Genomic DNA, 13896 nt, shown 5'->3' on the forward strand with positions numbered 1-13896 from the left:
TGTGTTTAACGGGCGCGAGCTGCCTGGCGAGGTGGAATATGGATAGGATGTCCCTCTGCGGCCAGCACGGCTTCGCGTAATCCTTCACTGAGCGTTGGATGTGGATGAATGGTTTCTTCAACCTCATCTACGGTCAATTCACCACGCATGGCTAGCGAGTATTCTGTAATCAGGTTGGTGGCATCCGGACCAATGATATGGGCGCCCAGGAATTCACCATATTTACCGATGATGACCTTTGTGAAGCCTTCAGTCTCGCCAATTGCAACCGCTTTTCCGATCGCACTCCAGGGGAAGCGCTCGACACGAATCTCAGAATACTTTTCACGTGCTGCGGCTTCTGTCAGGCCGACGGAGGCGATTTCAGGGAAGGTATAGATAGGATTCGGTACCACGTCGTAGTTCATGATGGCAGGGTGTCCTGTCGCATTATCCGCGGCAATCTCGCCTTCCATCGAAGCTACGTGTGCCAGGCCTGCACCATGGATCAGATCTCCAATAGCATAGATGCCTGGTAGATTGGTCTCCAGATTGTCATTGACGCGAACACGCCCACGGTCAGTATCGAGTCCCTGTTCCATTAACTGCTCCAACCCACTGGTATTTGGGCGGCGGCTAACGGCCATCAGGACATATTCAGCTGAAAAGCTTTGTTCACCTTTGTCTGTGGTGGTCTGAACTTTTTTCAGTCCGTTCTCGTCGACGATACTCTCAACTTTGGCATTAGTGACAATATTGATGCCACGCTTGCCCATGATACGCACAAGTAGCTTACGGACCTCTTCATCTACTGGAGCCAGCACATTGGGGAGCATTTCCAGGATCGTGACTTTAGTTCCCAGTGCTTCAAACATGCAGGCAAGCTCAATACCAATCACGCCGCCGCCGACACAAATCAAGCTTTCAGGCGTCTTTGGTAGATTCCAGCAGGTATCGCTGTTCATCACTTTATCGCCATCCACGCCAGGCATAGAAGGAATAAAGGGTACGGAACCATTAGCAAGGATAACCTTATCGGCACTAAACTGTTGTGTGTTACCGTCTTTCGTGACAGTTACGGTCCTGGACGCATCCACGCTACCCAGTCCATCGAACACATCGACATTATTACCCTTCATCAACGTACTGACACCACTGGTCATACGTTTGACGACTTTATCTTTAAATGCGACAGCCTTATTCATATTGAAGACAGGTGGTTGGGGCAAGGTAATGCCTAGTTCTTCAATTGAAGAAAGATTGTGCAGGGTTTCAGCAATATGCAGCATAGCTTTGGACGGAATACAGCCAACATTCAGGCAGGTACCGCCCATATACTGTTTTTCTACAATCGCAACTTTGGCACCTCGCTGTGCCGCGCGAATAGCGGCCACATAGCCACCAGGGCCAGCACCAATGATTGCAACATCATAATGAGTACTCGTCATAAATTTCTCCTGCAGTTCTTATGAACCCATTGATTATATATGTGAGTAAGTCTGAAAGCATCAAGCAGGTTTATTAGACCTTATGGATAGCTTATTCTTCTCTCAATACATGGGTACAAAAGTATATTTGTCTAAATAGACTAATTTTCATATCCAATGAGATGCGGTGAGCGGCACGAAGGAGGAAGAGCGTCCAGCCAGGGTTGAGCCCCTTGCATCTCTATTTGACATAGATGGTGTGTCGGCACCGCCTTTGGAACCAGACATCTGAATGCCAGGATCGTGATAGACGTGCATCTCGTTTCGCAGGTAGAACCGGGATAGCTCTTTCTGACAGGATGATGCGTTCCTGAAAGTCGTAAATAGTAGCTTATACTCCCTGTCCCGTTACCCCTTTGATACGTCGTTTTACTCCCCGTCAGTATATCACGTTTCTCTCTGTCTCGGTACTCAAGCTCTGGTGACCTCTTATGGTCAGTGGATGACCTTTTTGGCCTACTATAATGACGAGTTTGAAAATAAAACGTATCAATAGATACAGAGAAAAATTATTCTAATATCCAAGGGAAGCTTGCGCCCGCAAGCCCTCCAGTGAAAAATAGCTGGCATGGACATTGAAGTCGGAGGCTTGCCAGCTTTACAGGTGGAAGTGAATGCATTTAATTCAAACGTCTAGGACTGGGAGATAAACCAATGACAACAACAGGAGAACTGCGCTCGATTATTGAGGAACTTGAGTTAGTGGATGTAGGCGATGCTGCTACTTATCTGGACGAAGATGACCAGAATGTTGGCGAGACTCCAGATATGGCAGCGCTGAATTTAGCCAGTTGTTTGCAATATATTGCGTGCTCGGATGAGCATGATTATCAATTATGTTAATCTGTTGCCGTTCGTTTATATGCAGACTTGTAATACTTACGTTCTAATCAAATAGTATGTTTTTTTATGCCACCAGCAAACCACCCGGCTTGCTGGTGGCCTTGTTTTACCCCTTTATTCCCTTGTTTTATCCCTTTATTCATAGGTTGAAAAGAATTTTTTTTGCTCTGCGAAGCAGAGCAAAAAAAAATTCTAAAAAAATTCTTGTGCCGTTGCAGAAAATTGTCGGCGCAGCCGACAATTTTCTGCAACGGCACAAGAAAAATCTGGTCGATGCCGCAGGCATCGACCAGTCCTGAATAGTTACAGGATAGCTCATGAAGAAAAATCGGTGGTTCTAAATTTATCACAGGAAGAAGATAGTTTGAGGTAAACTTATCCTTAAGGATAGCTTTTGCGATAACAAAGAGATTTGTCAGACTGCTTTGTCTGACAATTTATGAATGCATATATGCTAATATTTAGCTTCAGTTAACACTTTAATGCGCTTATCCACATTTGGAATACCACTCTGTTTAAGCTGCTTGACAACCGCTTTAACATCATATTTGACGCGCCGGTGTTCAGCCTGCCAGATGTTATCTTGCCAGTTCACAATGGCGTAAGAGGCCCTTGGATCTTCATCACGTGGTAATCCACAACTACCAGCGTCAACCAGCAACAGGTGCTGCCAGCGGCGCTTATAGGCCACATGATAATGCCCAAAAGCCAGAGCGCCAATAGTAGGTGGAAGCTTTCTGCAGAGATGCTCAATTTTGCTATCAGGTGTGGTTGGGAAGATAGCTTCCTCTTGATTAAGTGGATTAGCATGGACGACTAGCAGATCGGTGCCATTGGGATTGGAGACGAGATGGCTAAAAGGGAGTGCCGCCAGATAATCGATACCGGCAGGACCAATCTGTTCGCGTGTCCAGGCAATCACACTCTGTTTTTTTGGCCCTTTTTTTGAGCTCTGGATCACAACATCTGTATCTACATTGCCCTGAATGACAGGACAGTGTAGGTTTTGCAGGGTAGCAAGAACCTCTTTTGGATAAGGACCATTCAGGCAGAGATCGCCGGCAATAACCAGTTGATCGATGTTATCCTGCTTGCTCAGGTCCTCAAGCACAGCATTTAAAGCTACAATGTTTCCATGTATATCAGATATAATCGCAATACGCATTATGATATCCTGATTGAAGACACTCGGTACAGTGTCCCTACTCTCTAGCTTGGTAGTATGTTCCTACGTTTCGCACTATTACTATGATCCTTTAAAGGATCATAACTACTATATCTCAAAATATGAGAGGATACAAAGATGAATCATCGCATAGGTGTTATTTCTGATACGCATTTGCCCAGATTTTCGGCTCTACCGGATGAGATATGGGAATATTTTGCTGATGTTGAACTAATCATTCATGCGGGTGATCTCTCTGTACTGTCTGTGATCTCTGAGTTGGAGACGCTTGCTCCGGTGGTGGCGGTACAGGGAAATGTTGAGCATGAGGAAGTAGTCATGAAGTTGCCAATCAAGAAAGAGGTAAAGGTTGGTCATTGCAGGATTGGTATTGTACATATTCTGGGGGAGGCACGTAACTATGCGCGTACTGCGCGACGGGAATTTCCTGATGCACGCGTGGTGATCTTTGGTCATAGCCACAATCCTTATAATCAAGAGCATGATGGACAATTACTCTTGAATCCTGGTAGTGCCACCGATCGACGTCGCCAACCTACCTGTAGTATTGGACTACTGACCATTGATGATGAATTGCAAACGGCTGTAGCTGAAATAATTCCTCTGCCTGCCAAAAAATAATTTGCCGTGCCCAAACGCTCTGGCTCTGCGAAGCAGAGCCAGATTTTTTTGAGACGTGGCAGAAAATTGTCAGCGGTACCGCTGACAATTTTCTGCCACGTCTCAAAAAATCTGATCGATGACGACAGGCATCGACCAGATCTGCTGACCACAATAAAAGAACCCTTGAACTAGCGGCCAATATATTCCTGTCCGCCCATGAATGGACGCAGCGCTTCAGGAATGCGAATGCTCCCATCGGCCTGCTGGTGGGTTTCCAGCAGCGGAATTAAGATACGTGGCGAGGCAATCGCTGTATTGTTGAGGGTATGGGCAAATTTAACTTTTCCCTCTTCATCACGATAGCGTATATTCCCACGGCGCGCCTGCCAATCATGCAGGTACGAACATGAATGGGTCTCGCGATAGCGCCCCTCACTTGGAACCCAGCACTCGATATCATACATGCCAACTTTGCCGTCACCCATATCGCCAGTACAGACGTTGACGACACGGTAAGGAAGCTCAAGAGCCTGGATTAGCTCCTCAGCATTCTGCAGTAGTTGTTCAAACCAGAAAACTGACTCTTCATGGTCAGCTTTACAGATAATATACTGCTCAACTTTATTAAACTGGTGAATGCGGAAGACGCCACGGGTATCTTTTCCATATGTACCGGCCTCCTGACGGAAAGCAGGGCTATAGCCAACGAACTTGAGTGGTAGTTCTTCTCCCTTGATGATCTCGTCTTTATACATGCCTGTGATCGAGACTTCAGCCGTACCAACCAGAAAAAGGTCTTGATCTTTGATCTCATAAACCTGATCTCGGCCTTTAGGAAATTGCCCATTGCCGACAAATGCGAAGTCACGGGCCATTGCCGGTACAATCAAAGGAGTGAAGCCTTTGCGCGCCATTTTATCCATGGCGAAATTGATCAAGGCAAGTTCTAGTCGGGCTGCATCATTGCGTAAGGCATAACTGCGTGAGCCAGCTACCTTGACTGCGCGCTCGATATCAACCAGATCGTGTTTGAGCATCAGATCATAGTGATCCAGTGCCTTAAACTCAAAATTTGGTGCTTCTCCCCAATACTTGATGGGAACGTTATCATTCTCATCTTTTCCAACGGGGGCACTGGGATCAGGAATATTGGGTACCAGTAACAGTTGGTTATAGCGCTCTTCCACGAGTTGGGTCAGCTCTGGTTCTTTGGCCTTGATGAACTCAGCCAGCTTTTTGCCTTCTGCGATCAGATTGTTGCGTAGCTCGGTATTCTTTTCCTTGGCCGCCTGTTGAATACCTTTTGAAAGCTGATTTTGTTTAGCGCGTGTATCCTCTACTGTATGTTGCAAGGCCACCACCTGTTGATCCAGGGCCAACAGGGCATCAATATCGATCGAGTTGTTTTTCAGACGTGCCGCTTCTTTTACCACATCTGGATTGCTACGAATAAATGCCAGGTCAAGCATGCTCTTCTCCTTTGATTATTTTGTGTGCGTGCCTCCACTAAAGAATGCGGACCACGCTATTTATGGGCAATAAAAAAACGCCGTGTCCTTCCTTAAAGGACGACGACGCTACGTGCGCGAAATCGTGGTACCACCTTGCTTCTTTCAATACAACAGCCCTGATGAGCGTGTAGTGAAACTCATTACAACCTGATAACGGGGGCAACCGTTGACGCTTAGCGCGTAGGCTCCAGGGTGGATTTCTCTCCTGCCTATCCTGCGTCGCACCGTCCCGCAGGTCTCTGTTTTGCTATGACAAGAGGTACTGGTCCCATTCATTGCCTGTCTTATTTCTTCCATTTCAGGATAGCAGTAGCTTTATTATTTGTCAACAGTCAATCAGAGCAAAAAATGTTACACTATTGATACCTTTTTTCTGCTTGAAGGTTTTTTTGGAAACGTTATAAGTTAGTGATGGATACTATGATAGATATGCGTTGGCGAAGTAATAAGATAGCCCTGGCTATTTTTGTACTGGCCTTGCTGGTGCGCGTTAGCTATAATTTGACTGTAGCGGCCCATTATCAGCCGCTGCATGATTCTGCGCAATATCGAGATATTGGCCTGCATATAGTACAAACACACTGTTTCTGTTTGCATGGCAACATCCCTACTGTTGGGCGTGCACCACTCTGGCCACTACTCATTGGTCTGTTATCGTTGCTATTTGGTCCAAATGATCTGTTTGTACGCTTATTTCTCTGTGTCTTAGATGCCGCGACATGTTTATTAATCTATCTCTTTGCGCGACGTTTATTGACTGAGCGCCTGGCGTTAGTCGCCGGCATGAGCGCCGCTTTCTATCCCAATCTTTTTATCTATACTGGCTGGCTCTATTCGGAGACGCTCTATACCTTTCTGTTAACGGCTTTTTGTTATCTACTTTATCGCTTCCAGCGTGAGCGCACGTTGCTACTGGCAGTTGCCAGTGGTCTCTTGCCTGGCTTGCTGGCCTTGACCAGACCGAATGGATTGGTGTTGCTGGTACTATTTTTGGTTTGGCTACTTGTCATGGGATGGCAACGGCTGTTTGCCTGGCGTTATGTGGGGCGTATGCTGGTATTAGTGCCAGCACTGGCTTTGCTTTTGATTGTGCCATGGACGTGGCGTAATTATCTGGTCACCCAGCGTGTATTGCCGATTGCCACGGGCGATGGCACCGTCCTGCTAGGATCCTACAATGATCTGATCTCCCAGCGCTCCTGGGACCAGATGACCTGGCTGAACCCTTTGACGTCCGTGCCCGGGATTTCCAGACACTTTCCGTTGTATACATGTGATGCCAGGTGCGAGATAGGGCGTGAAGAGTTGTATAAAGATTATGCTTTACTGTGGATGCAAACGCATCTGGATAAGATGCCGTCGTTACTTACGGCTCATCTGGCCAATATGTGGGTTCCTGATGCGCATGAAGCTGATCTGCCTACTGATCGTTTCACGAATCAAATCTCTACGCGCGTGGTTCTGGTGCTGATGAGGATTACCCCGTGGCCTATCTATCTCTTATTTATAGCAGGACTCTGGTTTACGCGCCGGCGCTGGCGTGATTTATTGTTTGTCTATGGGGTACTGCTAGTGACTATTGCGCAAAATATAGCATTCTATGGTATTCCCCGCTTTAGAGCGCCAATTGAACCTTTATTGATCCTGCTGGCTGTCGCGGCGCTCCCGTCACTACTAAAATTTTCCGTAGCAGCAAAGCGGTTTAGGATTTGATTTCGTTTTTCCAGACCTTGACGTCGCTGAACGTGGCATCAATGGGCGTGCCATTGTTAATTACCGCCACCCCGATTTTTCCGCTTGTCAGCGTATCATCTGAGATTGCGCCTAAATAGTGTCCGTTGGCAAGGATTGTAAGACTATCTTGATGGGCCAGGATCATCAATTGATTCGTTTGTTGTAGGCCTGGCGTGATGGCGTCACTGAGCCCTTGCAATAATATTTTTCCCTGATTGTCGCTCTGGTAGAGATCAAGTGCATATGAGCCATTGCTGCCCACATGGAAAAAATAATAAGAGCTACCTTCACTATTGGCTCGCAGGAGGAGTCCTGCCTCACCAGGATTGCCCTGGAGGATGCTTACACTGGCTTGATAGGCGATATCGGTCTCATTCGTGCCTTGCGCGATACATGGTTGGAGATATCCTATCTGAGCTTCTTTGGCGTGGTAGGTATTATCGGTAAAACTGCAGCCAGTATTCGCTGCTGGTCCACCCCTATCCCATTTACTGCTACCACTGTTATCCTGCATAGGATCATCAATGAGTGTCTTGCTAGCCGTCCAGAGCTGATAAAGTTTCTCGCCAGCCGTAGCTGTGGCTGTGGCATCATTAACGGTCTGGGTAGCGATGGCTGCTTGATTGCCTTCAGCGGTTGCACTGGCTTCAATCTGTGCCTGAGCCGTTTGAAAATAGTTAGCAGTGCCTTGCGCCTGTGCTTGTGCGGTATTTTGCACGCTGCGTGTTTGCTGTACCTCAACAGTCGCTGCATGGCGTAAGGAAGCTTGATAGCCGGTTGATGTTTTGAAGAGTATCAGCGCAAGACTGCTAATCAGTAATAGAGAAGAAATAATAATTACCAGGATCGAGCTTGCCAGTTTTAGTTTTGAGCGTTTCTTACGGGGACGAGGTGGTGGAGGCCAGCTAGGTCTGACTGTTGTTGTCTTGTCGCCTCCGGTTTGTTTGGCAAGTGCTGGTGTATCCATTGGCCTGTTTTGCAAATCTATATCGGACATCATCTCTCCATAACTTCTATGGGCATGTTCAGCTCTTTATAGGATACCATAAATGTGCTTTTTTGAAACGAAAACGGACGTATGGTTTACTTCGGAAGTGAGCGATTATCTCTGGATTTTGTGGATATAGAAGCGTAGTTGCTTTAAACACCCCATACTCTGGCATTGCTAAAAGTAGCATCCGGTATATTTTGTTCTGAGTCGCCAGCGAAGAAGCCGATCTGCCCCGATTTGGTAGTAGTATCATCAGCTTTGGTCAGAAATTGTCCATTCACATAGAGATAGAACGTATGCTGGCGAGCAATGATGGTTAATTGATTGGTTTTCTGCTGGATGGCTGAACTGAGTCCTCCCGTAATGATATGCGTCTGTGCACCTGTCTTTGCCTGTGCACTGGCCAGTAGAAAACGTCCAACGTTGGTGAGACCAAACATGTAGAGCGTATTTCCATCTGGATTGGCGCGAATAAGCAGGCCACCGGTGTCTCCTTGATTAAGCGTCATTTGCGCCTGAAAGGCGATATTATCAAATGTTAAACCCTGTTCCAGGCAGATTATCGCTTTATCTCCTTGAATACTAGAGAGATGGAGTTGTTGATCTTTAAACGAGCATTCCCCATCTGTGTTTATTGCTTGCCAATTATAGGGACTTTGAGTTGTAAGCGTGTCTTCCAATAACATTTTACGTTTCGTCGCTTGTTGGTAGAGAGTTTGTGGATCCGTAGCGGTGAGCGCTGGCAAGGTTGGTACTGCTGTAGGATTGGCCTGTGTAGATTGATTGTCGGTCTGGCCTGGATTTTGTAAAAGCAAATAACCCCCGAGGCTGAGTGCTAGCAGAATGCAGATTGTGAGAGTTGTAAAAATAATGGTCCTGGCAAGTTTCTTGTTCTTGTGATTACGCTGTTCGACGAATTGTGCTCGTCGGCCGCTTCCTCCCGCTGGAGAGAGTTGGACTGTCTGTACTGGTTGTAATGGGGGGTTGGCTGCTGGTTGAGGCGCGGCCATATAGATTGGATTATGTGGGGCTGGTTGTGACACTGGCGGGGTATCATACTGTTGATAACTCTTTGGACTTACTGGTTGTGAGGGGAGCCTCATTGGGCGCCGTTCAATCATTGGTGGAAAAGAGGCAACTGGATTGGGCAATGGGGCAGACTGTGGCGCCGCTACATCCTGCTCTGGTTGTAGTGGTGACGTGTTTGGTGTCAAGGGCCCTGATTGAGGATTTGCTCCCTCTGGATGCGCCTGCATGCCAGGACGGCGAAAAAGCACTTTGGCCGGAGGACGCAAGGCGCCGCTACGTGTTCGTGTTGGCTGGTTATCTGATGACAAGTTGCGTGATGGATTGGAAGGCGTTAGGGCTGCTCCTTCTAATTGGGAGAACTCCTGTGGTGAATCCATAAGTATATGTCCACAACGAGGACATTGATAGACTTTATAAGCAATAAATAATCCGCAGGCCTGGCAGTTCATACACTTCTCTCTATTATGTGCTAACAAATACCGATAGATCTATTCTTATTAGTCTATTATTTGTTGCTATAGATATTCTGTCAAATCATCTCTTTGTTTGTAGTACTACTTTTTATTGATGGTCAGGTATGCGTGCCTTTTTTGTATCTGTGTAGCGCTATAATTTCCAGAGACGTAGATTATTAAAAGCCACATCGGTACCATCCTGACGATCAATGGCCAGAACTCCAATTGCTCCTGCGCTGTAAGTATGATCACTGGCACTACCCATATAGTGTTTATTAATATACAGATAGATAGTGCTTGCGCGGGCAATAACTGTGACTATATTGGCTTGTCCATTTCCTTTTTTAATAAACGGACTTTTTTCGTAGATCAGGGGAGTGGTATGACCATCGTCTCTAGTCAGAATAAGGGCGTAGATGCCATCAGTTTTCAGGCGTAGGCTATAAAAGTTTTTGTCGTGAGCATTGGAGCGGAAGATAACACCGCCCTCCTCGCCCTTGAGGATCGCCATCTGAATCTCTAAGGCAAAGTTGTGGATACGCAGGCCATGGGCGATACAAGGCGCATAGTAATTAGCTTGAAAAACACTACTATGCAGGGCATTCCCTGTGAAGGCACAGCCCCCACCATCTTTAGTGGGATAGATATCCCAGTCTGCTTCGCCTTCCTTGTCGGTTCCACTTTCAAAGAAGAGAGGGCTACTAAATGCAGGTTTGCCGCTCGTACTCCGGGCATACATGTTTTGTTGCATGGCTATAGCTGCTTTTACTTGTGCTGTAGCCTGGGCTGCTACTATGGCGGCCGCCTTTTTATCCGCTTTATCCGCGCGTACGGTAGCTGTGGCATGGGCGTGCGCGGTAGCCGTAGTATGCCTGCTGGCGTTTTGAAGTACCTGTGCCGTGGCGGTTGCCTGGTTATGAAGTTGTGTTGGATGAATAATACCAGCATAATACATTAAGCTAACACCACTAGCCAGTAGTAGCAGCGTGACTATGACAATGGCGCTGATCAGAAGTGTTGAGAGTTTTTGAGCTGATTGTAGAGAACGTGAGGTAACCGTACTGGCCACGTTGATATTTTTAGGTGTGCCGTGACGATATTCCAACTGTTGGAATGGACCAGAGGCGTAAGAAGAATATCCTATTTTGCCAGAGGTTGTTGAAACCATTTGCCCACAAGCGGGGCAGCGCATCATCCCTGGTGACAGTAAACGTTCACAATTCGTGCATCTTTCCATAAACCTCTTCTATCCCCTCTCTTAAGGGCACAAAATATCTCTCAGCTTTTTGTGCATTTAAAAGCTATCATCCTGGTAAGGCAAAATTGATGTTTATTGCAAATGCATGAGTATGCCAGTTTATCTGTGCTTGGTGCGTGCTAGAATTTCCAGACGCGGGCATGTGAGTAGATAACTTCTGTACTATGTTTGTAGTTATTAGCCAGTACACCAATCTGTCCACTGCCCAGAGTTGTATCAATGACGCTGGTCGTATATTTTTTATTGATGTAGAAATCAAGTGAGGTACCACTGGCCAGAACGCCTAGCGTGTTCTCTTTATGATAGCCCGTATTAATATGCTCACTATATCCTTCGGCCAGTGCTAGCGCGGCCTTTTTATGATTACCCTCATAGTAATAAATGCTGTAGCTACCATCCTGTCCAACCACAAAAATATAGGAGCGGGAAGTATCGCTATGGGCACGTACAATCAGGCCACCAGCATCACCTTTAGTGATGTTCATGTCCACCTGATACACAAAGTTTTTGAGCTGAATGTTCTGCGCGATACACGGCAAGAAAAAGCCTTTCTGACTGACTGAGGTATTGTAAGAGGAGTCCTTGAAGGAGCAACCAGAGCCGGTCTCCCAGTCATAGGTGTCTGGATTACGCAGGTCATCATTAATGATTGGCGACAAACTGGTCATCTCAGCATAGTTTTTCTGATGATAGGCGACCGCAGTTGCTTTTGCTTCGTTCTGGGCCGTTACCGTAGCTGATAATTGTGCCGCGTGTGTAGCTCGTGCCTGAACTGTTTGTACAATTCTTGCCCGTGCGGTTGCTGTAATCCGCTGCTGTTGTATCAATGGTCGATAAAGGGCTGAATAACCGACAATGCTACTGCTGAGCGCAAATAAAAGCAGCGCCGCCGCCATGGCAATGCGCTTCTTCCTGATAACTTTGTTGGAAGTTGCTATCTGTTTCTTTGTCTCGGGTGCTTCCTCAAATTCCATCATCATCCTCCTACCGATATTGTACAGATTGCTCCATAATTATTTAACGTCATGTGCAAGTTTTATCCCTCACACCTCGCGCCTACGGCGCTCGCTTGTTTTTGAGGAGGAGAATGGCACGGCGGTCACGACCGCCGTGCCATTCTCCTCCTCAAAAACAAGGGTGGGTTTTATGGAGATGTAGAAAATTTGAAAAGAGTGGGTATGGAGATGTGGAAATTTGCGCATGGCGTTATTGAGCATTTTGAGCTTACGAGAGCAAAGCTGGCATGAGTCCTCTTAAGCACAGCAAAAAGACCCATGGGTGTTATGCTAGTCATAACGCCCATGGGTCTTTTATCGCAAAGATGCTGCGATTACATCATACCAAGTTCCCATTTAGCATCTTCAGTCATACGGTCTGGTGACCAGGGAGGATCAAAAGTCAGATCAACTTTACAACTTTTGACATTCTCGACCTGCCCAACTCTCATCTCAACCTCTGACATAACTTCGCCGGCCATGGGGCATCCCATTGCTGTCAGGGTCATTTTGACATCGACATGGCCACTCTCATTGTTAATATCCAGATTATAGACCAGGCCAAGGTCAACGATGTTTACTGGTATTTCCGGATCATAACACTCATGAAGTGCGTCCATGAGTTCTGCTTCATTAATTTCTGCCATCTATTTACAGCTCCTTTGTGCCCCCATTAATCCGAGTAAATTAGTAGGATTATATTCCTGCCAGTAATATACACCCAACCGAAAAAGTTGTCAAAGTTGGATGAGCACATTTTATGGCTGGATGGCTTTATGGCTGCGTGCCCTCAAATGCCAGGACTTCAGGTCGGGTTGGCAAACCTGATTGAGCCCCGAAGCGTGTGACTTTCAGGGCGCTGGCCATAATAGCGAAGTGCAAGGCTGCCTCTGGAGATTGTTCCTCCGTTAGTGCGACGGTGAGAGCGCCTACAAAACAGTCGCCGGCTGCAGTGGTATCAACCACCTTTACATCTGGCGCTGTTTGATAGATGGTCTGGACATTGCCCTGTTGATCGGTGGTAACCAGGACCGCTCCACGGGAACCGAGGGTAATCACGACCAATGGAATTCCCGCTGTATGTAGCTGTCGTGCTACGCTACGTGCCTCATCCAGGCTCTCGACCGGTTGCCCACTGAGCAAGCTGGCCTCACTCTCATTGACTACCAGCACCGAAACCTGGCGTAAAATATCTTCTGGCAATTTATGTGCGGGCGCCAGATTCAACACCGTCATCACTCCTGCTTGATGGGCGACCGTGATCAATTTGCTGACAGTTTCGAGGGGTATCTCTAATTGTAGTACCAAGGCGCTGGCTTGTCGCAAAGATTGCTGGATCCGGGCATATTGTTCGGACTCCTTACCAACATGGGCATTGGCCCCAGACGCCACCACAATGGCATTATCACCTGAAGCCAGAAAAATAAAGGCCACACCGCTAGCCACAGCAGGATCTATCGCTACAAGGTCAGTCGCAACGCCGTCATTGCGTAAAGCCTGTAGCGATTGAGTCCCAAACGGATCTGAGCCGACGCGCCCGGCCATCGCCACCTGACCTCCTAGCCGTGCCATCGCCACCGCCTGATTAGCTCCTTTCCCACCTGGAATAAGCTTGAGCGCGCTCGCTCCCAACAACGTCTCACCCATGACTGGTAAATGAGGTACATCCACCACCTGATCCATATTAATACTTCCAACCACAAGAATAGTTTGCCTGCTCATAAATATCCTCCACAAATACATAAAATAACCTGAACCTGCTGACACATGCCAGCAGCATACGATAATGCCATTCACCGTTGCAACCTGTTGTTTGCGCGGGCGC

The 13896-nt window shown here is 47.1% G+C and carries 13 protein-coding genes and 1 other annotated feature; of the genes, 4 read left to right on the forward strand and 9 right to left on the reverse strand.

Translation table 11 applies throughout. From position 1 onward, the window contains the following. Positions 1-5: 5 nt before the first annotated feature. Positions 6-1427, reverse strand: coding sequence for a dihydrolipoyl dehydrogenase (gene lpdA, locus EL633_RS12860; protein ID WP_126627562.1), 1422 nt, complete (start codon positions 1425-1427; stop codon positions 6-8). 693 nt (positions 1428-2120) lie between these two features. Between lpdA and EL633_RS12865 the strand changes: the two genes are divergently transcribed. Then, positions 2121-2309 (forward strand): hypothetical protein, encoded by a 189-nt coding sequence (locus EL633_RS12865; protein ID WP_126627563.1) that lies wholly within the window; start codon positions 2121-2123, stop codon positions 2307-2309. A gap of 56 nt (positions 2310-2365) precedes the next feature. Further along, the gene (locus tag EL633_RS12870) at positions 2366-2608 is read left to right on the forward strand and encodes a hypothetical protein (RefSeq protein ID WP_126627564.1); all 243 of its coding nucleotides are present in this window, start codon (positions 2366-2368) and stop codon (positions 2606-2608) included. 155 nt (positions 2609-2763) lie between these two features. Here EL633_RS12870 and EL633_RS12875 read toward each other — a convergent pair whose 3' ends face one another. Then, the gene (locus EL633_RS12875) at positions 2764-3474 is read right to left on the reverse strand and encodes a metallophosphoesterase family protein (protein WP_126627565.1); all 711 of its coding nucleotides are present in this window, start codon (positions 3472-3474) and stop codon (positions 2764-2766) included. A 138-nt stretch (positions 3475-3612) separates the two neighbouring features. On the opposite strand from EL633_RS12875, the gene EL633_RS12880 reads away from it, so the two are divergent. Continuing rightward, on the forward strand, positions 3613-4116 hold the full coding sequence (locus EL633_RS12880) for a metallophosphoesterase family protein (RefSeq protein ID WP_126627566.1): 504 nt from the start codon (positions 3613-3615) through the stop codon (positions 4114-4116). A 170-nt stretch (positions 4117-4286) separates the two neighbouring features. On the opposite strand, the gene serS is transcribed toward EL633_RS12880, so the two are convergent. Continuing rightward, a complete protein-coding gene (gene serS, locus EL633_RS12885) occupies positions 4287-5567 on the reverse strand; it encodes a serine--tRNA ligase (protein ID WP_126627567.1) in 1281 nt (426 codons plus the stop codon). A 92-nt stretch (positions 5568-5659) separates the two neighbouring features. Further along, positions 5660-5894 (reverse strand) — a binding site (T-box leader). 144 nt (positions 5895-6038) lie between these two features. On the opposite strand from serS, the gene EL633_RS12890 reads away from it, so the two are divergent. Next, on the forward strand, positions 6039-7322 hold the full coding sequence (locus EL633_RS12890) for an ArnT family glycosyltransferase (RefSeq protein WP_161982114.1): 1284 nt from the start codon (positions 6039-6041) through the stop codon (positions 7320-7322). Here the strand turns inward: EL633_RS12890 and EL633_RS12895 are convergent. The 6 genes from EL633_RS12895 to rbsK all read right to left on the reverse strand — a co-directional run bounded on the left by EL633_RS12895 (position 7312) and on the right by rbsK (position 13793). Then, positions 7312-8343, reverse strand: coding sequence for a hypothetical protein (locus tag EL633_RS12895; protein WP_126627569.1), 1032 nt, complete (start codon positions 8341-8343; stop codon positions 7312-7314). The two genes, EL633_RS12890 and EL633_RS12895, sit on opposite strands and share 11 nt — an antisense overlap. A gap of 140 nt (positions 8344-8483) precedes the next feature. After that, positions 8484-9740 carry a hypothetical protein gene (locus tag EL633_RS12900; RefSeq protein ID WP_126627570.1) on the reverse strand — a complete coding sequence of 419 codons (1257 nt, stop codon included), beginning with the start codon at positions 9738-9740 and terminating at the stop codon, positions 8484-8486. A 229-nt stretch (positions 9741-9969) separates the two neighbouring features. Then, positions 9970-11055: a hypothetical protein gene (locus EL633_RS12905; RefSeq protein WP_126627571.1), complete on the reverse strand. Its 1086-nt coding sequence runs from the start codon at positions 11053-11055 to the stop codon at positions 9970-9972. A 140-nt stretch (positions 11056-11195) separates the two neighbouring features. Then, positions 11196-12056, reverse strand: a complete 861-nt coding sequence (locus EL633_RS12910; RefSeq protein WP_126627572.1) for a hypothetical protein — start codon at positions 12054-12056, stop codon at positions 11196-11198. A gap of 350 nt (positions 12057-12406) precedes the next feature. Then, the gene (locus EL633_RS12915) at positions 12407-12718 is read right to left on the reverse strand and encodes an iron-sulfur cluster assembly protein (RefSeq protein WP_126627573.1); all 312 of its coding nucleotides are present in this window, start codon (positions 12716-12718) and stop codon (positions 12407-12409) included. A 127-nt stretch (positions 12719-12845) separates the two neighbouring features. Beyond that, a complete protein-coding gene (gene rbsK / locus EL633_RS12920; RefSeq protein ID WP_161982115.1) occupies positions 12846-13793 on the reverse strand; it encodes a ribokinase in 948 nt (315 codons plus the stop codon). Between the last annotated feature and the right edge of the window lie 103 nt (positions 13794-13896).

The organism is Dictyobacter alpinus (genome assembly GCF_003967575.1).
In the GTDB taxonomy this organism is placed as follows: domain Bacteria; phylum Chloroflexota; class Ktedonobacteria; order Ktedonobacterales; family Ktedonobacteraceae; genus Dictyobacter; species Dictyobacter alpinus.